Source organism: Cellulomonas massiliensis JC225 (genome assembly GCF_000312005.1).
In the GTDB taxonomy this organism is placed as follows: Bacteria; Actinomycetota; Actinomycetes; order Actinomycetales; family Cellulomonadaceae; genus Cellulomonas; species Cellulomonas massiliensis.
The window spans coordinates 513,358-535,189 of record NZ_HE978588.1 but is presented as its reverse complement, the minus strand read 5'-3'; the positions used below and the strand labels follow the sequence as shown (position 1 = coordinate 535,189).

Annotated in this window: 22 protein-coding genes, 1 tRNA gene and 1 other RNA gene; 14 read left to right on the top strand and 10 right to left on the bottom strand. The window is 76.2% G+C overall.

The window, feature by feature from the left end:
- Positions 1 to 46 precede the first annotated feature (46 nt).
- Both HGCM_RS02500 and HGCM_RS02495 read right to left on the bottom strand, forming a co-directional pair.
- Positions 47 to 250 (bottom strand): cold-shock protein, encoded by a 204-nt coding sequence (locus HGCM_RS02500; protein ID WP_019135311.1) that lies wholly within the window; start codon positions 248 to 250, stop codon positions 47 to 49.
- 231 nt (positions 251 to 481) lie between these two features.
- Positions 482 to 1,033: a hypothetical protein gene (locus tag HGCM_RS02495; protein ID WP_019135310.1), complete on the bottom strand. Its 552-nt coding sequence runs from the start codon at positions 1,031 to 1,033 to the stop codon at positions 482 to 484.
- A gap of 60 nt (positions 1,034 to 1,093) precedes the next feature.
- Here HGCM_RS02495 and HGCM_RS02490 point away from each other — a divergent pair, with 60 nt between their 5' ends.
- On the top strand, positions 1,094 to 1,924 hold the full coding sequence (locus tag HGCM_RS02490; RefSeq protein WP_019135309.1) for a hypothetical protein: 831 nt from the start codon (positions 1,094 to 1,096) through the stop codon (positions 1,922 to 1,924).
- Complete coding sequence (locus tag HGCM_RS02485; protein ID WP_019135308.1) at positions 1,921 to 2,295, top strand: GntR family transcriptional regulator; 375 nt, start codon at positions 1,921 to 1,923, stop codon at positions 2,293 to 2,295. Before HGCM_RS02490 ends, HGCM_RS02485 begins: the two co-directional genes overlap by 4 nt.
- A 4-nt stretch (positions 2,296 to 2,299) precedes the next feature.
- On the opposite strand, the gene HGCM_RS02480 is transcribed toward HGCM_RS02485, so the two are convergent.
- Positions 2,300 to 2,734, bottom strand: coding sequence for a hypothetical protein (locus HGCM_RS02480; RefSeq protein ID WP_019135307.1), 435 nt, complete (start codon positions 2,732 to 2,734; stop codon positions 2,300 to 2,302).
- Positions 2,735 to 2,889: 155 nt separating this feature from the next.
- On the opposite strand from HGCM_RS02480, the gene HGCM_RS02475 reads away from it, so the two are divergent.
- From HGCM_RS02475 to HGCM_RS02460, 4 genes are read left to right on the top strand one after another with little or no spacing between them, the layout of a single operon-like run.
- Positions 2,890 to 3,489: a PadR family transcriptional regulator gene (locus tag HGCM_RS02475; protein ID WP_019135306.1), complete on the top strand. Its 600-nt coding sequence runs from the start codon at positions 2,890 to 2,892 to the stop codon at positions 3,487 to 3,489.
- A gap of 32 nt (positions 3,490 to 3,521) precedes the next feature.
- Positions 3,522 to 4,220 carry an ABC transporter ATP-binding protein gene (locus HGCM_RS02470; protein ID WP_173390552.1) on the top strand — a complete coding sequence of 233 codons (699 nt, stop codon included), beginning with the start codon at positions 3,522 to 3,524 and terminating at the stop codon, positions 4,218 to 4,220.
- The gene (locus tag HGCM_RS02465) at positions 4,220 to 7,021 is read left to right on the top strand and encodes an FtsX-like permease family protein (protein ID WP_019135304.1); all 2,802 of its coding nucleotides are present in this window, start codon (positions 4,220 to 4,222) and stop codon (positions 7,019 to 7,021) included. Before HGCM_RS02470 ends, HGCM_RS02465 begins: the two co-directional genes overlap by 1 nt.
- 47 nt (positions 7,022 to 7,068) lie before the next feature.
- On the top strand, positions 7,069 to 8,619 hold the full coding sequence (locus HGCM_RS02460) for an ATP-dependent DNA ligase (protein ID WP_019135303.1): 1,551 nt from the start codon (positions 7,069 to 7,071) through the stop codon (positions 8,617 to 8,619).
- 21 nt (positions 8,620 to 8,640) lie between these two features.
- Here HGCM_RS02460 and HGCM_RS02455 read toward each other — a convergent pair whose 3' ends face one another.
- The 3 genes from HGCM_RS02455 to HGCM_RS02445 all read right to left on the bottom strand — a co-directional run bounded on the left by HGCM_RS02455 (position 8,641) and on the right by HGCM_RS02445 (position 13,199).
- On the bottom strand, positions 8,641 to 8,919 hold the full coding sequence (locus tag HGCM_RS02455; protein ID WP_019135302.1) for a hypothetical protein: 279 nt from the start codon (positions 8,917 to 8,919) through the stop codon (positions 8,641 to 8,643).
- A 44-nt stretch (positions 8,920 to 8,963) separates the two neighbouring features.
- Positions 8,964 to 10,679: an FAD-dependent oxidoreductase gene (locus tag HGCM_RS02450; protein WP_019135301.1), complete on the bottom strand. Its 1,716-nt coding sequence runs from the start codon at positions 10,677 to 10,679 to the stop codon at positions 8,964 to 8,966.
- A gap of 237 nt (positions 10,680 to 10,916) precedes the next feature.
- Complete coding sequence (locus HGCM_RS02445) at positions 10,917 to 13,199, bottom strand: metallopeptidase domain-containing protein (protein WP_147572599.1); 2,283 nt, start codon at positions 13,197 to 13,199, stop codon at positions 10,917 to 10,919.
- Between the two features lie 192 nt (positions 13,200 to 13,391).
- On the opposite strand from HGCM_RS02445, the gene HGCM_RS16530 reads away from it, so the two are divergent.
- Positions 13,392 to 13,913 carry a DUF1990 domain-containing protein gene (locus tag HGCM_RS16530; protein WP_019135300.1) on the top strand — a complete coding sequence of 174 codons (522 nt, stop codon included), beginning with the start codon at positions 13,392 to 13,394 and terminating at the stop codon, positions 13,911 to 13,913.
- A 22-nt stretch (positions 13,914 to 13,935) separates the two neighbouring features.
- On the opposite strand, the gene HGCM_RS20585 is transcribed toward HGCM_RS16530, so the two are convergent.
- Both HGCM_RS20585 and HGCM_RS02430 read right to left on the bottom strand, forming a co-directional pair.
- Positions 13,936 to 14,052 (bottom strand): DUF8730 family Cys-rich protein, encoded by a 117-nt coding sequence (locus HGCM_RS20585; protein ID WP_019135299.1) that lies wholly within the window; start codon positions 14,050 to 14,052, stop codon positions 13,936 to 13,938.
- Positions 14,053 to 14,128: 76 nt separating this feature from the next.
- Positions 14,129 to 14,216 (bottom strand) — tRNA-Ser (locus HGCM_RS02430).
- Positions 14,217 to 14,434: 218 nt separating this feature from the next.
- Between HGCM_RS02430 and HGCM_RS02425 the strand changes: the two genes are divergently transcribed.
- Positions 14,435 to 15,040, top strand: coding sequence for a TetR/AcrR family transcriptional regulator (locus tag HGCM_RS02425; protein WP_019135298.1), 606 nt, complete (start codon positions 14,435 to 14,437; stop codon positions 15,038 to 15,040).
- 76 nt (positions 15,041 to 15,116) lie between these two features.
- Here the strand turns inward: HGCM_RS02425 and HGCM_RS18670 are convergent, their stop codons facing one another.
- Both HGCM_RS18670 and HGCM_RS02415 read right to left on the bottom strand, forming a co-directional pair.
- Entirely contained in the window at positions 15,117 to 15,782 is a 666-nt protein-coding gene (locus HGCM_RS18670) for a hypothetical protein (RefSeq protein WP_019135297.1), read from the bottom strand.
- Positions 15,783 to 15,833: 51 nt separating this feature from the next.
- Positions 15,834 to 16,373: a DUF2510 domain-containing protein gene (locus tag HGCM_RS02415; RefSeq protein WP_019135296.1), complete on the bottom strand. Its 540-nt coding sequence runs from the start codon at positions 16,371 to 16,373 to the stop codon at positions 15,834 to 15,836.
- A gap of 95 nt (positions 16,374 to 16,468) precedes the next feature.
- Between HGCM_RS02415 and HGCM_RS02410 the strand changes: the two genes are divergently transcribed.
- The 6 genes from HGCM_RS02410 to HGCM_RS02390 form a co-directional block, all read left to right on the top strand.
- The gene (locus HGCM_RS02410; RefSeq protein WP_019135295.1) at positions 16,469 to 17,176 is read left to right on the top strand and encodes an AAA family ATPase; all 708 of its coding nucleotides are present in this window, start codon (positions 16,469 to 16,471) and stop codon (positions 17,174 to 17,176) included.
- Between the two features lie 194 nt (positions 17,177 to 17,370).
- Positions 17,371 to 17,467: signal recognition particle sRNA small type (gene ffs / locus HGCM_RS19015), an RNA gene on the top strand.
- Positions 17,468 to 17,589: 122 nt separating this feature from the next.
- The gene (locus HGCM_RS02405) at positions 17,590 to 18,375 is read left to right on the top strand and encodes an ABC transporter ATP-binding protein (RefSeq protein ID WP_019135294.1); all 786 of its coding nucleotides are present in this window, start codon (positions 17,590 to 17,592) and stop codon (positions 18,373 to 18,375) included.
- A complete protein-coding gene (locus HGCM_RS02400) occupies positions 18,372 to 19,781 on the top strand; it encodes an FtsX-like permease family protein (protein ID WP_019135293.1) in 1,410 nt (469 codons plus the stop codon). The genes HGCM_RS02405 and HGCM_RS02400 overlap by 4 nt, the downstream gene beginning before the upstream one ends.
- An 84-nt stretch (positions 19,782 to 19,865) precedes the next feature.
- The gene (locus HGCM_RS16520) at positions 19,866 to 20,477 is read left to right on the top strand and encodes a LysE family transporter (RefSeq protein WP_019135292.1); all 612 of its coding nucleotides are present in this window, start codon (positions 19,866 to 19,868) and stop codon (positions 20,475 to 20,477) included.
- Between the two features lie 62 nt (positions 20,478 to 20,539).
- A partial coding sequence (locus tag HGCM_RS02390; RefSeq protein WP_019135291.1) for a DNA polymerase III subunit gamma and tau occupies positions 20,540 to 21,832 on the top strand: 1,293 nt, incomplete at its 3' end.

Below are 21,832 nucleotides of genomic sequence, written 5' to 3'. Positions count from 1 at the left end.
CCCATGAGACCTGACCTGGTCGAGGTCGAGTCGTCCGACGAAGTCGTCAGGCGGGCTCGACGTTCGACGCCTGGGGACCCTTCGGGCCCTCCTGCACGTCGAAGGTGACCTTCTGGTTCTCCTCGAGCGAGCGGTAGCCGCGCGAGTTGATGGCGGAGTAGTGGACGAAGACGTCCGGGCCGCCGTCGTCGGGGGCGATGAAACCGAAGCCCTTCTCGGCGTTGAACCACTTCACGGTGCCTGCAGCCATGTTCCTTCTTCTCTCCTGCGGCGTTGGACGACCCCGGCGTGAGCCGGGACCGGTGAATCACGGTGGTCGTCGTCCGCCCGGGCGAGCCGGGTAAATCCACGGAGAATCTGGTCAGACAAGCGATGCACAGCGACTACGGCGACTACCGTACGGCACCGCACCCACAAAGCCACCAGATCGTGTCCGACCTGTGACCTGCGACGGCGCGGTCGTGCGGGCCGGTGCCCGCGGTCAGTGGCAGGCCCGGCCGTCCTCACCGAGCAGCGAGTCGCCGAGCGTGCCGCCCAGGTCGACCGTTGACCGGAGCCCGAGCGCGGACCGGAGGTGGACCACCGGCGTGGCGGCTGCCGCCCGCTCGCAGTCGGTGACGCGCCACCGGACGACGACCTGCACCTCCGTGCCCGGCGCGGCCGAGGCGGGCAGCGGGTCGCCCTCGCCCGCGGGGTCGGACGGCACGGACGTGCCGTCGGAGGGCAGGAGCCAGGCGCCCTCGACGGTCGCCCCGGGCACGTCCTCGACGCCGAGAAGCGTGACGGTGGTCCACCCGGTGGGCACGCGCCAGTACTGGGTGTCGAGCCGGTCGGTCCCGTCGATCTGGCGCGCGCCGGCGGCCCAGCTGCCGTCGAAGCCCGGGCGCAGCACCGTGGCCGAGGCGAGCGCGAGCAGGACGACGAGCACCCCCGCCGTCACGGCGGCCGCGTCCCGCAGGCGGCTGCGGCGCGGGACCAGCGTGGCCAGGGTCGGGTCGACCGGCTCGTCGGTGCGGGGCGTTGTCGTCGTCATTGGCCCAATGTACTATGACAATGTGACGGACCGAAAGGGTGCGTCCGGGAGGAGGTCCTGATGGCACGGGTATGGCTTCCCGTCGTCACCCTGCTGGCGCTCGGCGGCTCCGTGGCGATCCTGGTCGTCGCGCTGCGCCGCCCGCCGAGCCAGCGCGACGTGGTCGCCCTCGCCGGGCGCGCGGACGTGCCGCCGGACGAGGCCGAGGTCTACCGGCGCTACCTCGGACGGCACGAGCGGCACCGCCTGGTGGGCGGGATCTTCGGCGCGTGCGTGGCGTTCGTCGTCGGGATCGGCTGGTACCAGCAGATCCGGATCGGCGTCGGCGGTGGGAGCCCGCTCGGCGACCTGCTGTTCTGCTCCCTCGCCGGGATCCTCGTCGGCGCCCTCTCCGCCGAGACGTTCCGGCTCTCGGAGCCGCGCTCGTCCGTCGTCGCCGCCTCGCTGCGGCCCCGTCCCGGCGCCCCTCGCCCCGGCGTCGTGCGGGCCGCCCGGATCCTCACGGTCGCGTCGCTCGTCGGCGCGGTGGTGGTGCTCGTCGTCGGGCACGGGGGCGACGCGCTGCTCGTCGCGGTGCTCGGCCTGGGGATGGCGGCCGTGGCGGAGGCGACCCGGCACGCCGTGCACACCCGGCGCCGGCCGGTGCTCTCCGAGCGGGCCCAGGCCGTCGACGCGCGGATCCGGTCGTTCGCCGACGCCTCGGTGTCGTGGCTGCAGCTCGCCGCGGCGGTGCTGGTCGCCACGTGGGTGCTCTCCGGCGCCGGCCTGCCCACGCCGGGCCCCGCGCTCGGCGTGGTGCTGGCCGTCACGGTCGTCGCGGGGCTCGTCGTGACGGTGGTCCTGCTGCGCCGCGCCCGCCCGCAGGCCGCGGCCGCCCCGGTGGCCGAGTGATCCTGCACGTCGACCAGGAGTCGGCCGTCCCGGTGTTCGAGCAGCTGCGCGTGCAGCTGGAGCGCCTCATCGCGTCAGGCCAGCTGCGGCCGGGCAGCCGACTGCCGACGATCCGCGACCTGGCCGCCGACCTGGGCCTCGCCCGGGGCACGGTGAACAAGGTGTACGAGGCGCTGGCGCGCGACGGCTGGGTGCAGGCGGCGGGCCGGCACGGGACGGTGGTGCTCGAGCGGACGGCGCCCGCCGCGACGGTCGACGAGCTGCGCGCCGCGGCCGAGACGCTGGCCGTGGTGACGCGTCAGCTCGGCGCGGCGCCCGCCCAGGCGCACGCGGCGCTCGACGAGGCCCTGCGGCGGTGGAGCGAGGGCTGACCTCTCACGGCCAGATGCGGCGCTCCCACGTCGAGAGGCGCACCTGTCCGAGCTCGACCCCGGCGCGCGTGGTGCCCGTGCGGCGGTAGGGGGCGTGCAGGCGCAGGGCCGGGCCCTCACGGTGCTCGACCTCGACCAGCACCGCGACGGCGCCGTCGAGCAGCACCTGCGAGACGAACCCGAACCCGACGACCCCCTCGTCGTCCGCCGCCGCGCTCGCGTAGAGCAGGCCCAGCGCGTCGGCGGTCGTGATGCGGTCGGAGAGCTCCGGGTCCGTCGTGAAGGTCTGCAGCTCGCCGTCGACGGTCACCGCGACGGCGAACGGGCTGAAGGCCGCCGACCGCACGAGCTGGTCGCGGGCGAGCACGAGGCTCGTCTCGACGAGGGCGTCGACCTCCTCCTGGACGGAGGCGGAGGCGTCGTGGCGGTACCGGGGCACGTCTCGACGGTAGCCCGGTACCGGGTGCCCGGCCCGGGATCGCCCGTGGGACCGCCCGGACGGGTGAACGGCGACGAGCTCCTTGACGTCGGGTGCTTACCCGGTAACCTCCTCGGTGGTCACGCGTTACTTACTCGGTAAGCAGGGGAGGCAGGATGTCGGTCCGGCAGGGGATCCTCGCGCTGCTGGCGGAGCAGCCGATGCACGGCTACCAGCTCCGTCAGGAGTTCGAGCAGCGCACCGGCGCCACGTGGCCGCTCAACATCGGGCAGGTGTACACGACCGTGCAGCGGCTCGTCCGCGACGGGCTCGTCGAGCCGCTGGACAACCAGGCCGACGTCGAGCGGTTCGGGCTGACGCCCGCGGGCCGTGAGGCGGCCGCCGCCTGGTGGACCACGCCGGTCGACCGGTCCGCCCCCGCCCGCGACGAGCTCGTCATCAAGATCGCGCTCGCGGCCACCGCCCCCGGCGTCGACGTCCGCGCCGTCATCCAGGACCAGCGGACCGCGTCGATGCGCGCCCTGCGGGACTACACGCTGCTCAAGGCGGACAAGGCCGGCGACGACCTGGCGTGGTCGCTCGTCCTGGACCACCTGATCTTCGCCGCCGAGGCGGAGGTGCGCTGGCTCGACCACGTGGAGGCGCGGGTGGCCCGCGAGGCGGCGCGCGTCCGGCCGGCAGGCCCGGCCGCGGCGGCGCAGGGGGCCGCCGCTGCCGGGACGGCCCCCGCGCCCGAGCCGCAGGTGCAGCGGTGAGCGGGCGGGAGCCCGGACCGGTGCTGCTGTCGATGCGCGGCGTCGGCCGCGTGCACGGGCACGACGAGGCGGCGGTGCACGCCCTGCGCGACGTCGACCTCGACGTGCGGCTCGGCGAGCTCGTCGCCGTCATGGGCGCGTCCGGGTCCGGCAAGTCGACGCTGCTCACCATCGCCGGGGGCCTCGACTCGCCGACGGCCGGGACGGTCACCGTCGCGGGCGACGACCTGGGGTCGTTGTCGACGAAGGCGCGGGCCCGGCTGCGGCGGCGCTCGATCGGCTACGTGTTCCAGGACTTCAACCTCGTGCCGGCGCTCACGGCGATCGAGAACGTCGCGCTCCCGCGCGAGCTCGACGGTGTCGCCGCCCGGCGGGCGCGTGCCGAGGCGCTGGAAGCGCTGGCCGAGGTGGGCATCGCCGAGCTAGCGCGGCGCTTCCCGGACGAGCTGTCCGGCGGGCAGCGGCAGCGCGTCGCCATCGCGCGGGCGCTCGTCGGGCCGCGGCGCCTCGTGCTGGCCGACGAGCCCACGGGCGCGCTCGACTCGGTCTCGGGCGAGGAGGTCATGCGGATCCTGCGCGCGCGGGTCGACGCGGGCGCCGGCGGCCTGCTCGTGACCCACGAGGCCCGCTTCGCCGCGTGGGCGGACCGGACGGTCTTCCTGCGGGACGGCGTCGTCGTGGACTCCACCGGTGCGCCGAGCCGGGCCGAGCACCTGCTGGCCGGCGCCTGATGCTCGCCTGGTGGCGCGGTCTGCGTGCCGCGGGGCGCATCGCCGCGCGTGACGCACGTCGCGCGAAGGGACGCACGGCGCTCGTCGCCGTCATGGTCGGCCTGCCGATCCTCGTCGGCGGCCTCGTCGGGACGCTCGCGCTGTCGACCGTCCCGACGCCGGCCCGTCAGGCGCAGGCGATCCTCGGTGACCAGGCTCAGGCGCGGATCGGCGGCCTCATCCAGCCGGGTCTCGCGCAGGACGCGACCGCGACCTCCTGGTACGGGGCGGACGCGCCCGGGGCCGTCGAGCCCGTCGACGTCGCCTCGTACGAGGACGCGCTCGCCGGTGCGCTGCCGGCCGGGGACCGCCTCGTCGCCGTCCGGCAGGGCGGCGCCCGCCTCTCGACGGGCGATCTGCTGGCGCCGGGCTGGTCGTCCGTGCTGGAGGCGCCCGCCGAGGATCTCGCGGCGCTCGTGGTGCCGGACGTGCGCGACGGCACGCTGCCCGACGCGCCGGGCCAGGTGGCGGTCGGCGCCGCGTGGGCGCGCGCGCTCCAGGTCGGAGTCGGCGACCGGATCACGCTGCAGCCCGAGCAGCCGAGCGCCACGGGCGGCGTCGAGCTCGGTGAGGCGACCGCCGAGGTCGTCGGGGTCCTCGCGCCCGCGGCCGGGGGTGCGAGCGTCTACGCCGTCCCCGGCACCGTGCTGCCGGCGCCCGCGGACGCGGGGCGCGCGGCCTGGTTCGTCCTCGGGGACGCGCCGGTGACGTGGCAGCACGTCCGCGCGATCAACGAGCTCGGCTCGACGGTGGTCAGCCGGCACGTCGTCGCGCACCCGCCGACGCGGGCGGAGCTTGCCGCGCTCGGCATCGGCGCGGACGACGGGGCCACCAGCGCCGGGGCGGTCGCGATGATCGCGGGCGTCGGCGCGCTGGGGGTGCTGGAGGCGGTCCTGCTGATCGGCCCCGCGTTCGCCGTCGGGGCGCGGCGCTCGGCGCGGCAGCTCGCGGTCCTCGCGTCCGCGGGGGCGGAGCGTCGGCACCTGCGGCAGGTCGTCCTGCTGGGCGGCGTCGTCATCGGCGCGGCCTCGTCGCTCGTCGCCCTGGTCGCGGGCGTCGCGCTCGCCGCCGTCGTGCGCTGGGTGTGCCTCGCGCTCGACGTCATGGCGTTCCCGGACCTGCGCGTCCCCTGGTCGTACCTGCCCTGGGGCGTCGTCCTCGGGCTCGTCGTCGCGACGGCGGCCGCCTGGTTCCCGGCCCGGGCGGCCTCGCGGCAGGACGTCGTCGCCGCGCTGTCCGGACGGCGGTCGGAGGCCCGGCCGCGGCGTGCGGTCCCCGTCGCGGGCCTCGTGGTGCTGGCGGCGGGGCTGGTCGCCGCCGCCGCGAGCGTGCGGTCGGCGAGCACCCCGCTGCTCGTCGGCGGCGTCGTGGGCATCGAGCTGGGCCTCGTCCTGAGCTCGGGTGCGCTCGTCGCGCTCGTCGGGCGGCTCGCACCCCGGCTCGGCGTCGCGGGGCGGTTCGCGGTGCGGGACGCCGTACGCCAGCGCGGCCGCACCGCCCCGGCGGTCGCCGCGATCGTGGCTGCGATCGCCGGGGTCGTCACCGCGGCCGTGTACGTCGAGTCGGGCGAGCAGCACCGTCGCGCGCAGTACCAGCCGCTCGCCGCGGAGGGGGTGGTGGTCGCGTCGTTCTCGACGGAGGGCGACGACGTCGAGGCGCGGGCCGCCGCGGTCGAGCGGGCGCTGCGCGCCACGCTGCCGGTGCGCGACGTCGTCGCCGCGTCGCTGGCCGTCGCGCCGGGCTCGGCGGGCCGTGAGACGCGGGACCCCCAGGGGGCGGATCTGCCCGTCGACGAGACGTGGGTCGCCGTCGAGCGGCCGCCCGACCAGCGGTGCCCGCTGGACGACCTGCTCGCGGCGAGCCCCGCCGAGCGTCGCGAGCTCGGGCGCGACCCGCGGTGCGTGGCCGAGGGCTCGTACCAGGTGGTCTGGACGGACGCGCACGGCGGTGGCGGCACGCTCGTCGACGACGGCGCCGTGGTCGGCCGGCTCGGCTTCGCCGGGGCGCAGGACGACGCGGCCGCCCTGCGGTCCGGGGCCGTGCTCGTCTCCGACGAGCGGGCGCTGTGGCCCGACGGGACGGTGCACCTGGCCCTGGAGCGGTGGGACGCGCAGACCGGCGAGCACACGACCGACCGGTCCCTCGTGGTGCCCGGCCGCGTCTCCGGGATGCCCGCGCAGTACGGGCTGGTCGTCCCCCCGCCCGTCATGGACGACCTCGGGTACGTCGCGGTCCCCGTCGGTTTCCTGGCCACGACGACGCGCATGCCGAGCGAGACGGAGGAGTCGCGCGCGGCTCTGGCGCTGATGCGGGCCGACGGCGCCGGCTACGTCACCGTCGAGCGTGGGTACCGCGGGGAGCAGCCGCTCGTCGTGTGGTTGCTCGCGCTCGCCGCCGTCGTCGTCGGCCTCGGCGCCACCGGCATCTCGGTGGCCCTCGCGGGCGCCGAGGCGCGGCCGGACCTGGCCACGCTCGCCGCCGTCGGTGCCGCACCGGGGGTCCGGCGACGGGTGGCCGCGGCGCAGGCGGCCGTCCTCGTCGTGCTCGGCGCGAGCGTCGGGACCGTGACGGGGCTCGTCCTGGGGCGGGTGCTCGTGGTCTCCGAGCGCGCGCGGTTCGAGGTCTACGACCCCACGTGGCTCGTCGTCGTGCCGTGGCCGGCGATCGCGGCCGTCGCGCTCGGGGTGCCGCTACTGGCGACGGGCGGCGCTTGGCTGCTCACGCGCTCGAGGCTGCCGATGGTGAGCCGCATCGCGGCGTAGCCGGCGCTCGGCGGGCGGGTGTCGGTGCCGGGCGGGAGGATCGGCGCGTGCTCCTCGCCGACGTCGCCGCCACCTCGACGCAGGTCGCCGCGACGCGCTCGCGCCTCGCGAAGCGCGCGCTGCTCGTCGACCTGCTGCGCCGCACGCCGCCCGACGACGTCGAGGTCGTCTCCCGCTACCTCGGCGGCGAGCTGCGCCAGCGCCGCACGGGCCTGGGCTGGCGGTCGCTGTCGGGCCTGCCGGGGCCCGCGGAGCAGGCGACGCTGACCGTGCTCGGGGTGGACGCCGCGTTCGAGGCGATGGCCTCGCTGTCGGGACCCGGGTCCTCGGTGGCCCGCTCGGCCGCCGCGCGTCAGCTGTTCGCCGCCGCGACGGCCGACGAGCAGCGGCTGCTGCGGGGGCTCGTCACCGGGGAGCTGCGGCAGGGGTCGCTCGACGCGCTGCTGCTGGACGCCGTCGCGGAGGCTGCGGGGGTGCCGCCCGAGGCCGTGCGGCGGGCGGCGATGCTCGCGGGTGCGACGGAACCGGTCGCGGTCGCCGCGCTCACGGCCGCCGATCCCGAGGGGGCCGCGGCGGCGCTGGCGTCGTTCGGGCTCGTCGTCGGGCGGCCCGTCCGGCCCATGCTCGCGCAGTCGGCCCCCGACGTCGCTGCCGCGCTCGATCAGCTCGGCGGTCTCGTCGTCGTCGACACCAAGCTCGACGGGATCCGCATCCAGGTGCACCGCCGCGGCGACGAGGTGCGCGTGTTCACCCGCAGCCTCGACGAGATCACCGACCGCGTGCCCGAGATCGTCGCGGCCGTGCGCCGGTTGCCCGCGTCCGACGTGGTGCTCGACGGGGAGGCGCTCGCGCTCGACGCGTCCGGCCGTCCCCGCCCGTTCCAGGAGACCGCGTCGCGCAGCGCGACCCGCGACGCGGACGTGGCGGCGACGACCGACCTCACGCCGTTCTTCTTCGACGTGCTGCACGTCGACGGCCGCGACCTGCTCGACGCGCCGCTGCTCGACCGTCTCGCCGCGCTCGACGCGGTCGCCGGTCCGCTCGCGGTCGAGCGGCTCGTCACCGACGACGTCGCCGCGGCCCAGCAGCGGTTCGCGGACGTCGTCGCCGCCGGGCAGGAGGGTGTGGTCGTCAAGGCGTCGACCGCTCCGTACGAGGCCGGCCGGCGCGGCGCCGGCTGGGTCAAGGTCAAGCCGCGGCACACGCTCGACCTCGTCGTGCTCGCCGTCGAGCGCGGCTCGGGCCGCCGCGCCGGGCTGCTGTCGAACATCCACCTCGGCGCGCGCGACGGCGCGGGCGGCTTCGTCATGCTGGGCAAGACCTTCAAGGGGATGACCGACGAGATGCTCGCGTGGCAGACGGAGCGCTTCCGCGAGCTCGAGGTGGCCGACGACGGCTGGACGGTGACCCTGCGCCCCGAGCAGGTCGTCGAGATCGCGTTCGACGGCCTCCAGCGCTCCACCCGCTACCCCGGCGGCCTCGCCCTGCGGTTCGCCCGGGTGCTCCGCTACCGCGACGACAAGCCCGCCGCCGAGGCCGACACGATCGACACGGTCCGCGCGCTGGCGGGGCCGGTGGCGGACTCGCAGGACGTCTGACCGGCCCGCGGCCTGCCGCCGTCAGTCGGGATCGGACACATACCCCTCGGCCCACATGGCCGTGTCGACCGTGTGGGGCGTGACGAGGAAGCAGTCCGGCTCGTCGCGGAAGCCCGGGAGGGTCCGCGCGTGGTCGACCGCACGGGCGGCGGCCGCGTCGGAGGAGAAGACCCCCAGCATCTTGAGGTCGTCGCCGTCCTCCTCATCCCAGACGAGCTCCCCGTCGTCGCCACGATGCACGGTGGGCGACCCGTCGAGGAAGGCGGCGTGGTGGATGTGGTGCACGAGGTAGACGTCCATGCGGCGATGCTGCCAGCACGCGCCTCGGCTTCCCCGGGGGCACGTCACACAGGGTCGCGGCGCAGCACGGTGAGGCGTAGGGCGCCCGGGGCCGTCGCCGGGACGGCCGGACGCCGAGGCGGCACCGGAGCGGTCCGGCGGTACGGCTCGCCGAGGGGCGGGCGCGGGTCGCGGTCGCCCGCGTTGGGCCACAGCGCGCACGCGCGCTCGGCCTGGGCGGTGATGGTGAGCGACGGGTTCACGCCGAGGTTCGCGGAGATCGTCGAGCCGTCCAGCACGTGCAGCCCGGGGTGGCCGAAGGCCCGGTGGTACGGGTCGACGACGCCCTCGTCCGGCGTGGCGCCGATCGTGCAGCCGCCGATGAAGTGCGCGGTCATCGGCACGTCGACGATCTCGCCGAGGCTGCTCGCGCCGAACCCGCCGACGTGCGCGGCCATGCGGCGGTAGGCGGCGTTGGCCTGCGGGATCCACGTCGGGTTCGGCTCGCCCGCGTCCGGGGACGAGGTGAGCCGCCACCCGCCACGCCAGGTGCGCCGCGGCCGGACGCGGATCGCGGCGCCGCCGGTCTGCATGACCAGCCCGATGACCGCCCGCTGCGACCACGACCCGATGCCCCACAGCGCCGACGACGCGCGCAGCGGGTGCCGCACGACCTGGCCGAGCCAGCGCAACGGGCGCGGCACCCGCCCGCCGCCGTCGGTGAGCACCGTGCCGAGCAGACCCATGAGGTTCGAGCCGCGGCCGTAGCGGACGGGCTCCAGGTGGGTCCGCGCGTCGAGCCACACCGACGACGTGATCGCGACGCCCCGGTTCAGCTCGGGCTCCCGCCGCCACCCGCGCACCCGCCGGACCGCGCCGCCGAGGGACTCGGAGTTGGTGCGGGTCAGCTCGCCGAGCCGGTCGGACAGGTGCGGCAGCGTCCCGTCGGCCTTGAGCCGGTGCAGCAGCGCCTGCGTGCCCCACGCGCCCGCCGCCACCACCACCTGGTCGGCGACGAGGCGTCCGCGCGGCGAGCGGCGGCCCGTCCTCGTCGTCGCCACGTCCCACCGGCCGTCCGCACGGGGCCGCAGCGACGTGACGGTCGTCTCCGGCACGATCCGCGCTCCGGCCCGCTCGGCGAGCCACAGGTAGTTCGTCTCGAGCGTGTTCTTGGCGCCGTGCCGGCAGCCCGTCATGCACTCGCCGCACTGCAGGCAGCCGCGTCGCTCGGGCCCGGCGCCGCCGAAGAACGGGTCCGGCACCGGTGCGCCCGGCTCGCCGAACACGACGCCGACGGGCGCGAGCCGGAACGAGCCCTCGACGCCGAGGTCGCGCGCCGCCGCGCGAACGACGTCATCGGCGGGTGTCGTCGTCGGGTTGTCGACGACCCCGAGCATGCGCCGGGCCTGGTCGTAGTGCGGCGCGAGCTCGTCGCGCCAGTCGGTGATCGCGGACCACTGCGGGTCGTCCCAGAACGCGTCGGACTCCGGCCGGTAGAGCGTGTTCGCGTACACGAGCGACCCGCCGCCGACGCCCGCGCCGGCCAGCACCACGACGTCCGGCAGCACGTGGATCCGCTGGATGCCGAGCCAGCCCAGCCGGGGCGCCCACAGGAACCGCCGCACGTCCCACGAGGTGCGGGGCAGCGTCTCGGGCGTGAACCGCCTGCCGGCCTCGAGCACCGTGACGCGGTACCCCTTCTCGGAGAGCCGCAGCGCCGCCACGGACCCACCGAACCCGGAGCCCACCACGACGACGTGGGGGCGAGCGTCGTCGGCCACGGCCGCAGGCTACCTCCGGCCCGCTGCCGGGCGTCCGTCCCCCGTCGCCGCACCCGCCTCCGGACACCCGCGAGTTCGTAGCCTGGCGACGAGTTCGTCGCTCCGGACCTACGAAGCCGTCGCCGCCCTACGAACTCGTGCGGGGGAGGGGGCAGGCCGGCACCGCAGGGGCAGGGGCCGGAGACGACGGACGGCGGGCGCCCCCGCAGGGGTGCCCGCCGTCCGGCGCTGCTCGGGTCAGGAGAGGCGGACGAACCCGTCCACCACGACCTTCTTCGACGACGTCGCCACGACCTTGATCGTGTGCGTGCCGGCGGTCGACCAGTTCTTGCTGTAGACGAGCTTGCCGTACGCCGTCGAGCTCGCCGAGAGGTCGACCGTCGCGGCCTTCTTGCCGTCGACGTAGACGTAGGCCTTGCCGTAGCCCTTGCCCTTGGTCACGACGACGCCGATGGCGCGCGCCTTGACCTTGTAGGTGACGGACGCGCCCGCCTTCTTCGACGCCTTGGCGGACTTGCCCAGGTACTTCGAGCCCGTCACGGTCGCCCACGAGCCCTTGTACGCGGTCGACGAGGGCGTGCTCACGAGCGAGGCCGTCGTCTTCGGGCCGAGCGTCACCGGGGTCAGCGTGAGCGCGCAGTCCTGCGCCTGGAAGGCGAACTGCGACGTCTGCTTGAAGGTGAGGCGCGAGGTGACGGCCGTGACCGCCTTCGTGTACGCCTTGTCGAGGCCGTTCGAGCCCTGCACGCCGGTCCAGAAGAACCCGCACGCGTCGGACATGCCCCACTTGACCTTCACCGGGACGGTCTTGGTCGACACCGTGCCGTTCGTCAGGTACGCGGCCGGCTTGGCCGTCACCTTCGGCTTGGCGGTGTCGACGAAGACGACGCGCTTCGTCGTGCTGACCGCGTTGCCGAAGACGTCGCGCGCGACGAGCTGCCAGGTGTGCTTGCCGTTGCTCAGCGAGTACTTCAGCGGCGTGTACGGCGCGGGGCGCGGCGTGACGACGCGCTGCTTGCCGTCGACGACGAGCGCGACGGTGGCGACCGCCGAGCCGGTGTCCTTGACCGAGGTCCACACGACCTTGAGGTCGCTGCGCTCGAGGACGTCGCCGCGGCCGCTGACCGTCATGTAGTCGTACGGGTAGCCGACCGTGCCGAAGGACGGCTTGCCGGTGTCGATGTCACGGGTGACGGCGATCGAGGCGCCGTTGGCGTCCGCGGAGACGACCTTGATCGACAGCGCGCCGGCGGTGAAGGTCTGGCCCGCCTGCCACGCGCGCGTCGCCGCGCCCGGGGGCATGAACGACGTCTCCTGGTTGGCGCCGTTGACGTCCGCGAGGCGGATGACGACGCCGGACCCGGCCGCGCCCCGCGAGGGGTTGTAGGCCGTGTTGATCCAGGAGTCGAGGGTGCCGGCCGTCGCCTGGCGGTACTCCACGGTGTAGACGCGCGAGCCGTACGGGATGGAGAGCAGGCGGTACGAGCCCTGCGGGGCGGTGCCCTTCGCGACCGGCGTCAGGCGTACCGTGGCGGTCGACCGCGGCGTCACCTTCTCCGCAGCGGGCAGCAGGCCGAGCTTGTCCAGGTGCGAGGCCGACATGTGGCCGACGACGTCACGCGAGGACGAGTAGTACATGCCGCCCATGACGTCCCACGGGTCGCCGTACTCCTCGAAGCAGCTCGACGACAGCGCCTGCGTCGGCGTCGTCGGGTTGGCGCACGACGGGAGCAGCTGGTCGGAGTGCTCGAGGCCGAAGTTGTGGCCGAGCTCGTGCGCGAGCACGCCGGAGCGCACGGCCTCGGTGCCGAACAGCCAGATCCGCTGGCGGCCGTCCTGGTAGGGCGCCATCGAGCCCAGGCCCGCGAACGAGCAGCCCGCGATGTCGGGCGTGACGATCACGATGTGGTGGAAGCGCGACTTCGCCGCGGTGCCGAGCTTGGCCACCGCCGCGGTGTAGAGCGCCTCGGCCGAGCAGCTGTTCGCGCTCGTCGCGGACGCGACGGTGAAGGGGACCACCGAGCCGCGCGTGAAGCGGATCGCGCCCTTGGTGACCGTGTTGTAGTAGGCGTCGACCTTCGTCGTCAGGTCCTGCGCCTGCTGGGCCGTGGTGAGCGGCGGCGCGGTCGTCCCGACGGTCGCGGGCATGAAGACGAGCTCGTGGGTGCCCTTGTCGGGCGCGGCTGCCGTCGGCGCGGGCGCGGTCAGCGGCGCGACGCCCGTGACGTCCCCTCCCGCGTCCGTCGTGACCTCCACCGTCGAGCCCGCGACGAGGTCCTGCGCGAGCCGGCTCGGGATCTCGACGCGGCCCTCGTCGGTCACGACGTGCGCGACCTGCGTGGACGTGCCGGACTCGAAGTCGTCGCCCGCGAGGATCTCGACGGTGCCGGACACGGCCGAGGTGTCCACGTCGGCGGCCCGGGGCGTCGGGGTCGGCGGGGCGGTGACGGCGGTGGCGGGGCCGGCGGCGAGCACGAGGCTCAACCCCGCTCCCAGGACGATGGCGAGACGACGCCTCATGCTTCTCCTTGATCGTGCGGCCCCCTGCGGGAGACCCCGCTCGAGAACGCCGTCGGCTGCGACGGGCGCGCCGACCCTATCGACGGCCCTGTGCCCGCCACGCCCGGTTCCGAGGGGATTCGCCCGTTCGCGCCGGGTGATCCGGGCCACACCCGTCCGGGGGACGACGACGGCCCCGCGTAGCCTGCTGACGTGCGCATCGGTCCTGGTCTCGCCGCCGCGAGCGCCGCCGGCGAGCACCCGTCGGCCGCCCTGCTGGCCGCCCCGCCGCCGGGCTTCCGCGTGCTGTCGGCGGCCACGCCGCTGCCCGGCGGCTCACCCCGTGCGGTGGGGGAGGCGCTCACCACCTGGCGCCTGCACCGGCTCGCGGGGCTCCGGGTGGACGCGGACGGTCCGGCGCGCGCGGGGTCCACGGTGGTCAGCGAGCTCGCCGTCGGCCCGCTCGTGCTCGCGGCGCCGTGCCGCGTCCTGGAGGTCGTCCGCAGCGACGACGTCGTCGCGCTCGTCTACGCCTCGCTGCCGGGTCACCCCGAGCACGGCGTCGAGCGGTTCGCCGTGGAGCGTGGTCCCGACGGTCTCGTCTTCCGCGTGACCGCGGTGAGCCGTCCCGGCCGCTGGTTCGTCCGCGCGGGCGGGCCCGTGGCGCGTGCCGTCCAGGCCCGCGTGACCGAGCGCTACCTCGCGGCGGCGCTGCACGTGGCCCACGCCGGCTGAGCGCCGTGCGGAGGGCGACGCGTCAGGGGCAGGTGCAGCGCTGGTCCTGCGGGACGTCGGCCAGGGCGGCCTCGACGTGCAGCCCGCACCCGGTCCAGGTCGTCTTGCCGCACGTGCTGCAGGGGGCGGGGCTGCACACGGTGTGCTCCTCGTGGTCGACGGTCCGGAACGCGAAGGGCCCGTCACGCGCTCTCGCGGGTCACGGGCCCTTCGGCTGGCGGAGGATGGGGGATTCGAACCCCCGAGGGCTTGCACCCAACACGCTTTCCAAGCGTGCGCCATAGGCCACTAGGCGAATCCTCCTGGTGCAGCAGGCGCGGCCCTCGCGGGGTCGCACGCCTCCTGACGCCGGACCAGGGTACCCGACGTGCGGGGCCGCGGACGCCGCCGTCCCGCCCGCGGACCGGGGGCCCGGCGACCTGCGGCGCGCCTCGCGTCGCCGCAGGTCGAGCCGCGCAGGCGACCTAGAGTGGGCCGGTGCCGGGCGGCCTGCCCGCGGGAGTCGGAAGGGGTGGGGCGTCGTGCCGCGGATCGATGCGCCCACCGTCGCCGAGCACCGTGCCGCACGCGAGCGGGCGCTGCTGGACGCGGCTCGTCGCCTGCTGACGGCGGAGCCGGGCAGCCTCCCGACGCTCGCCGAGGTCGGCGACCTCGCCGGCCTGTCGCGCTCCAGCGTCTACCAGTACTACCGCTCGCGGGACGACCTGCTGCGCGCGCTCGTCCGCGACTCGTTCCCCCGGTGGCAGGAACGCCTCGACGCCGGGCTCGCCGCGGCCGAGGGCCCCGCGGCGCGCGTGCTCGCGTTCGTCCGGGGGAACCTCGAGCTGGTCGCCGACGGTGAGCACGCGCTGGCACGGGCCCTGTCCCTCGTCGCGCCGGGCGAGGACCTGGCGCGCGAGTCACGCGCGTTCCACGAGCAGCTGCTCCTGCCCCTGCTGGACGCGCTGACAGAGCTCGGCGTGCCGGACCCGGGGACGACGGCCGAGCTCGTCAACGCGGTCGTCCACGCCGCCTCGCGGCGGGTCGAGCAGGACGGTGACCTCGAGCGCGCGTACGCCGCCGCGGCCTCCCTGGTCGGCGCCTACCTCGACGACGTCGCGCGGACCGCCGGGCCGGGCGAGAGCTGACGCGGCCCGGCGGCCCGTTCCCGACGCGGCGTCGGCATCTGACCAACACCGCGTCGGTCACCCGCAGCGGCGCCGCTCAGAGGGGCAGCACGACCTCCGTGCGGTCCAGCGGGCGGAGCAGCTCCGGCGGCGGCGATCCGCCCTCGGTCTGCGCGTAGTACCCGGTCAGGAAGTCGCGCAGCGGGGCGGCCGGCAGCCGCCATGCGCCGTCGTCGTCGACGAGGTCCGCACGGACCGCGAGGGCCAGCAGGAGCATCCCGGGGACGCGCCGCCCGCCCGGGTGCAGGGCGGGCTGCACGTAGGGGACCGGCAGCGACCGGGCGCCGCGTCGCTGGTAGAACCGCAGGCGGGCGGCCGGGTCACCGTGGTCGACGGGCCGGTCGCCGGTCACCGCGGCAGGGTCCTCCACCTCGGCGAGCACGACGAGCGGGTCCAGCCGTCCGACCCAGGCCGCGAGCGCCGCGCCGAGCAGCGCCCCGCCGACGCCGCCGCCGCGCACGCCCGGCGCCGCGGCGAGGTACGAGAGGAGCAGGACGCCGGTCCCGGCGGACCAGCTGCCGGTCGCGAGGCCCAGCGCGGTGCCGTCGTCGCCCCGCGCGACGGCCGCCACGAGCGTCCCGCGCCGCAGGGCCTCCGCCATCCCGGCGGCGGTCTCGAGCTCGTCGGGCGGGAAGGACGGCGCGAGGACCGAGGCGTGCAGCGTCGCGAGCTCGTCGGGCTCGACGACCGGTTCGACGTGCACGGCAGCCTCCCGGGAGATCGGCGGCGGGTCAGCGCCCAGTCTGCCGCGCGCTCACTCGTCCCAGTCGAGCGCGACGAGGTGGGTGAGCTCCGCGTCGAGGTAGAGCTCGACCGTCGCGTCGGCGGTGAAGCCGTCCTCCCAGGTCGCCGACCCCGCGCAGGTGAGGACGAGCACGTCGCCGGTCCCGCTCGGCCGCCGGAAGTCGGCCCGGCGGTCCTCCACCAGGGTGACGTCGTCGATCGAGACCACCGGGATCTCGTCGTCGTCCTGCGAGAGGGCGACCGCGTCCTCGACGGCGTCGTCGCACGTGAGGGCGGCGACCTCCGCCTTCTCCTGCTGCCGCACCACCGCCGGCACGGCGATCGCGGCGGCGACGCCGACCAGGACGAGCGCCGCGACGCAGCCGCCCACCACGACGCCGACGATGACGCCCGTCGGCGTCCGCCGCCTCGGCCCGGCGCCGTAGGGCGCGGCCGGCAGCGCACCCGGGGGCGCGGGCTGCACGTGGGGCGTCCACCGCTCGCCGTCGAACCAGCGCTGCCACCCGGGCTGCTGCGGGTCGGGGTACCACCCCGGGCGGACGTCGCTCATCGTGCCTCTCCTCGCCGGCCGCTGCCGGGCCTCGCCGCTGCATCGGCATCCGGGACGCGCTCCTGGAGGGACCCGCGGCCGCTAGCGTGGCCGGCGTGGGCGCGGGCGCGGCGGTGGTGCGGGTGCGGCCCGGGTCCCTGCCCGAGGACGAGTGGTTCTCGGGCGTCCCCGCCGTGCGGCAGCTGCAGACCGAGGGCTGGGAGCTCGCGCCGCTGACGGTGCTCGTCGGCGAGAACGGCGCGGGCAAGTCCACGATCGTCGAGGCGGTCGCCGAGGCGTACGGGATGGGCCCGGAGGGCGGGTCGATCGGGTCCGGGTACTCGACGCGACGGACCGAGTCCGGCCTCGCCCAGCACCTGCAGCTCGAGCGCGCGATCGGCCGGCCGCGGCACGGGTTCTTCCTGCGGGCCGAGACGATGCACGCCTTCTACTCCTTCCTCGAGGACAACCCCGGCCGCGGGTACGACCCCGACTTCCACCGGATGTCGCACGGCGAGTCGTTCCTCGAGCTCGTCGGCAACCGGATGCACCGCCGCGGCTTCTACGTGCTCGACGAGCCGGAGGCGGCGCTGTCGTTCACGAGCTGCCTGGCGCTGGTGAGCCGCCTGGCCCGCGCGCCCGAGGAGGGCTCGCAGGTGCTGCTGTCGACGCACTCGCCCGTGCTCGCGGCCCTGCCCGGCGCCGACGTCTGGGAGCTGGGCGAGTGGGGCATGCGTCGCTGCGCGTGGGAGGACCTCGACCTCGTCCGCACCTGGCGCGCCTTCCTCGACGCCCCGGACCGGACGCTCCGCGCCCTCGACTGACCCGCGCCACCTCGCCGTGCCCGGCGCCGCCCGCTCGCGCCCGCCCACCCGCCAGTTCGTAGGCCGGCGACGACGTCGTAGGGCGCACGCACCGAACTGATCGCCCGGCTACGAATTGGCGGGAGGGGAGTGGGGGGTCGGCACAGGCGGCGGGCGCGGGTCGGGGGTGGGCGGCGGCTCCGTTAGGATGGGCGGCAGACCCCTCGTGCGGCGTCATCTCGCTGAACTCCCCCAGGGCCGGAAGGCAGCAAGGGCAGGCGAGCTCTGGCGGGTGCGCGAGGGGTCCTTGCATGCCCGGGTCCTCCTGCGGTCCTGCCGGGGGGGCGGGGTCCGCCTCAGGTCGCACGGCGACGAGGGCAGGACCAGCCCCTCGGCCGACGCCCGCGACGTCGCCCGCCGCCCAGGCTGGGGGCATGCCCGACACCGCTGCCCGTCTCACCGCCCGCGGCCTCGTCAAGAGGTTCGGCCCGACCGTCGCGCTCGACGGCGTGGACGTCGACGTCGCGCCGGGGGAGTCGGTCGCCGTCATGGGGCCGTCGGGCTCCGGCAAGTCGACGCTGCTGCACTGCCTCGCCGGGATCCTCCTGCCCGACGAGGGATCGGTGGCGCTGCGGCCGGAGGGCGCCGCGCCGGTCGACGTCAGCGCGGCGGGCGAGAAGCAGCGCTCCCTGGTCCGCCGGCAGCACTTCGGGTTCGTGTTCCAGTTCGGCCAGCTCGTCTCGGAGCTGACGGCGGTGGAGAACGTCGCGCTGCCGGCGATGCTGCTCGGGGCGACGCGCGCCGAGGCGGAGGCGGTCGCCGCGCGGTGGCTGCACGCCTTCGGGCTCGAGGGGATGGAGGGCCGGCGGCCGGGCGAGATGTCCGGCGGGCAGGCCCAGCGCGTCGCGGTCGCCCGCGCGCTCGTCACCCGGCCCTCGGTCGTCTTCGCGGACGAGCCGACGGGCGCGCTCGACCAGACCACGGGGCACGGCGTCATGGACGTCCTGACCCGGGCGACGCGGGACGTGGGGGCGTCCCTCGTCGTCGTGACGCACGACGAGCAGGTCGCCGGCTGGTGCGGCCGGCGCGTCGTCGTGCGAGACGGGCGGACCGTCCCGGCGCCGGAGGGGGCGCCGGGACGGACCGCCCTCGCAGACCCCACCCTCCCCGGCGCGCCGGACCGGCCGGAGCACGGCCTCACGGCGGGGGTGCGCCGGTGAGCGACGCGCTCGTCGCCGACATCCCGGTGCCGCCCGTCCGCCGGCGGCGGGTGTCGCCCGTCGTCGGCCTCGCCCCGAGGCTCCAGCGGGCCGGCGGCAGCGACGCGCGGCGGACCACCGTGCTCGCCGTCGGCGCGTTCGCCGCGATGACGGCGCTGGCGCTGAGCGTCGTCGGCGGGCTCCTGGCGTTCAGCGGGCGTGTCGACGCGCCCGGCCTCGCGGTCCCGCCGGAGCAGCGCGGCATGTACGTCACGTTCGCCTGGACGGCGCTCGTCGTGCTCGTCGTCCCGCTGCTCACGCTCGGCGGGGCGGCCGCCCGGCTCGGCGTCGCCCGGCGCGACGCCCGCCTCGCCGCGCTGCGCCTGCTCGGGGCCACGCCGCGCGAGGTCGTCGGGCTCACGCTCGTCGAGACGGCCGTGCAGGGCCTCGTCGGCGCCGCGCTCGGGTTCGTCGGCTACCTCGCGCTCCTGCCGCTGTGGACCCGGTTCACGTTCCAGGGCCGGCCGCTCGCCGCCGCCGAGCTGTGGACCGGCTGGCAGGCGCCGGTGGTGGCGCTCGTCGCGGTGCCGCTCCTGGCGGCCGGGTCGGGCGCGGTCACGCTGCGGCGGGTCGTCGTCACGCCGCTCGGCGTCTCGCAGCGGGTCACCCCGCCGGGCACCCGCGCGGTGCGCGTCGTCGTCGCCGTCGTCGCCATGGCCGCGTTCGTCGTCGTGACGCAGGTGCTGGGCGCCTTCGGGGCGGCGGCGGTCGCCGTGCTCCTCGGCATGTTCGCGATCGCGTTCGCCTGCCTGAACGCGATGGGCCCGTGGGTGCTGGGCGTGTTCGGACGACGGCGCGTGAAGCGGGCGCGCACGCCGGAGCAGCTGCTCGCCGCGCGGCGGCTGGCGGGCGACCCCCGGGCGGCGTGGCGCGTCGTCGGCGGGCTCGCGCTCGCCGGCTTCGTCGCCGGGGCGCTCGCGGTCCTGCCGGTGCTCGTCCAGGGCGTGGGTGCGCAGGACGGGATGGACGTCGTCGGCCGCGACCTCATGACCGGCGGCATGCTGACCCTGGCCATCAGCTTCGTCGTCGCGGCGACGAGCGCGGGCGTGACGCAGGCCGCCGCGGTCCTCGACCGGCGCCGCGAGCTCGTGCTGCAGACGCTCGCCGGGGTGCCCGCCGACCTCCTGCACCGCGTCCGCCGGCGCGAGGTGCTCGGGCCCGTCGTGCTCGTCTCCGTCGGCTCGGCGGCGCTCGCCCTGCTCCTGCTGCTGCCGCTGTTCGGCGTCGCGGCCGTCCAGGACCCGCGGGGCTTGGTGCTGCTCGCCGCGTGCCTGGCCGGCGGGGTCCTGCTCGTCCTCGGCGCGGTCGAGGCGTCGCGTCCCCTGCTGCGGCAGGTGCTGGCGACGACGACCGTCCGTGCCGACTGACGCGCCCCTGCCGCGCGCCGACGTGGGCACGGCCACACGCGATTTCGCTTCGGATCACCGGCCGGACGCGGGACCCTGGACCTCATGAAGGCCTTCGGACTCGGTGCGCTCGCAGGGCTCGCCGTCGCCATGCCCGTGGGCCCCGTCGCGGTGCTGCTCCTGCAGGAGGCGCTCGTCCGCGGGCGCCGCACCGCCGTGGCCGCCGCGGCGGGCATCGCTACCGTCGACCTGCTGTACGCGGTGGCCGCGGTGCTGGTCGGCTCCCAGCTCGCCGCGGCGCTCGGCCGGCACGAGCGGGCCGTGCACGTGGTCGCGGCGGTCGTCCTCGCGGTCGTCGGGCTCTGGGGGCTGGCCGCCTGGTGGCGCACGCGCACGCAGCCGCCCGTCCCGGCGCTCCTGGGCGCGCAGCGGACGACGTACCTGCGCTTCGTCGCCCTGACGCTCGTCAACCCGCTGACGGCGCTGGTGTTCGCCACGGTCGCGGTCGGCGCGGTCGCCCGGCTCGGGTCGCCCGGCGGCTGGGCCGCGGTCGCTTTCGTCGTCGGCGCCGGCCTCGCCTCGCTGGCCTGGCAGCTCGTCCTCGCGCTCGGCGGGTCGGCCGCGGGCTCGCGGATGGGCGAGCGCGCGCGGGCCTGGGTGACGCCCGTCGGGTCGCTCGTCGTCGTGGCGCTCGCGGGCCTGGTGCTGGCCGGCTGAGGCCGTCCGGACGGGTGCACCGGGGTGCGGCGCGCGTGGGTGGCGGCGTCTAGGGTGTGCGCGTGACGACCGCCCTGTACCGCCGCTACCGGCCGGAGAGCTTCGCCGAGGTCATCGGGCAGGACCACGTCACCGCGCCCCTGCGGCAGGCGCTGCGCTCGGGCCAGGTCAACCACGCGTACCTCTTCTCCGGGCCGCGCGGCTGCGGGAAGACGACGTCCGCGCGGATCCTCGCGCGCATCCTCAACTGCGCGCAGAACACCGAGGCCAGCCCGACCGACACGCCCTGCGGCGTCTGCGAGTCGTGCGTCGAGCTGGCGCGCGGCGGCCCGGGCAGCCTCGACGTCGTCGAGATCGACGCCGCGAGCCACGGCGGCGTCGACGACGCGCGCGAGCTGCGCGAGCGGGCCACGTTCGCGCCCGCGCGCGACCGGTACAAGATCTTCATCCTCGACGAGGCGCACATGGTCTCGAACCAGGGTTTCAACGCCCTGCTCAAGATCGTCGAGGAGCCGCCGCCGCACGTGAAGTTCATCTTCGCGACGACCGAGCCCGACAAGGTCATCGGCACGATCCGCTCCCGCACGCACCACTACCCGTTCCGGCTCGTGCCGCCCGACGTGCTGGTGCCGTACCTCGAGCACCTCTGCTCGTCGGAGGGGGTCGGCGTCGGGGCGGGCGTGCTGCCGCTCGTCGTGCGGGCCGGCGGCGGCTCCGTGCGCGACACCCTCTCCGTGCTCGACCAGCTCATCGCCGGCGCGGACGGCGCGCTGGAGTACGAGAGCGCGGCCGCGCTGCTCGGGTACACGCAGTCGTCGCTCCTGGACGACGTGGTCGAGGCGATCGCCGCGCGCGACGGCGCGGCGGCGTTCCGGGTGGTCGAGCGGGTCATCTCGACCGGTCACGAGCCCCGGCGGTTCGTCGAGGACCTGCTGGAGCGGCTGCGCGACCTCATCGTCATCGCGGCGTCCGGGGACGCGGCCGAGGCGGCGCTGCACGGGCTGCCCGCCGACCAGCTCGCCGCGATGCGCCAGCAGGCCGCGCACCTCGGCGCGTCCGAGCTGTCGCGCTCGGCCGACCTGACGAACGACGCGCTCACCGAGATGACCGGTGCCACGTCGCCGCGGCTGCACCTGGAGCTGCTCGTCGCCCGCCTGCTGCTTCCCGCGGTGGACGACTCGCGCTCGGGCCTCGGTGCCCGGCTCGACCGGCTCGAGCGCGGCCTGCCCGCCGCGCCGGCCCGTGCGGCCGAGCCGGTGCCCGCCGCGCAGCCCGCGCCAGCCCAGCTCGCGGCCGCTCAGCCGGCCCTTCGCCCTGTTCCGGCGCCGGCTGTCGAGGCCCCGTCGCCCGTTCCG

Excerpts from the sequence above, each read along its gene's own strand:
- HGCM_RS02500 (WP_019135311.1), bottom strand. The coding sequence starts at position 250 with ATGGCTGCAGGCACCGTGAAGTGGTTCAACGCCGAGAAGGGCTTCGGT.
- HGCM_RS02495 (WP_019135310.1), bottom strand. The coding sequence starts at position 1,033 with ATGACGACGACAACGCCCCGCACCGACGAGCCGGTCGACCCGACCCTG.
- HGCM_RS02490 (WP_019135309.1), top strand. The coding sequence starts at position 1,094 with ATGGCACGGGTATGGCTTCCCGTCGTCACCCTGCTGGCGCTCGGCGGC.
- HGCM_RS02475 (WP_019135306.1), top strand. The coding sequence starts at position 2,890 with ATGTCGGTCCGGCAGGGGATCCTCGCGCTGCTGGCGGAGCAGCCGATG.
- HGCM_RS02470 (WP_173390552.1), top strand. The coding sequence starts at position 3,522 with ATGCGCGGCGTCGGCCGCGTGCACGGGCACGACGAGGCGGCGGTGCAC.
- HGCM_RS02465 (WP_019135304.1), top strand. The coding sequence starts at position 4,220 with ATGCTCGCCTGGTGGCGCGGTCTGCGTGCCGCGGGGCGCATCGCCGCG.
- HGCM_RS02455 (WP_019135302.1), bottom strand. The coding sequence starts at position 8,919 with ATGGACGTCTACCTCGTGCACCACATCCACCACGCCGCCTTCCTCGAC.
- HGCM_RS02445 (WP_147572599.1), bottom strand. The coding sequence starts at position 13,199 with ATGAGGCGTCGTCTCGCCATCGTCCTGGGAGCGGGGTTGAGCCTCGTG.
- HGCM_RS02415 (WP_019135296.1), bottom strand. The coding sequence starts at position 16,373 with ATGAGCGACGTCCGCCCGGGGTGGTACCCCGACCCGCAGCAGCCCGGG.
- HGCM_RS02405 (WP_019135294.1), top strand. The coding sequence starts at position 17,590 with ATGCCCGACACCGCTGCCCGTCTCACCGCCCGCGGCCTCGTCAAGAGG.
- HGCM_RS16520 (WP_019135292.1), top strand. The coding sequence starts at position 19,866 with ATGAAGGCCTTCGGACTCGGTGCGCTCGCAGGGCTCGCCGTCGCCATG.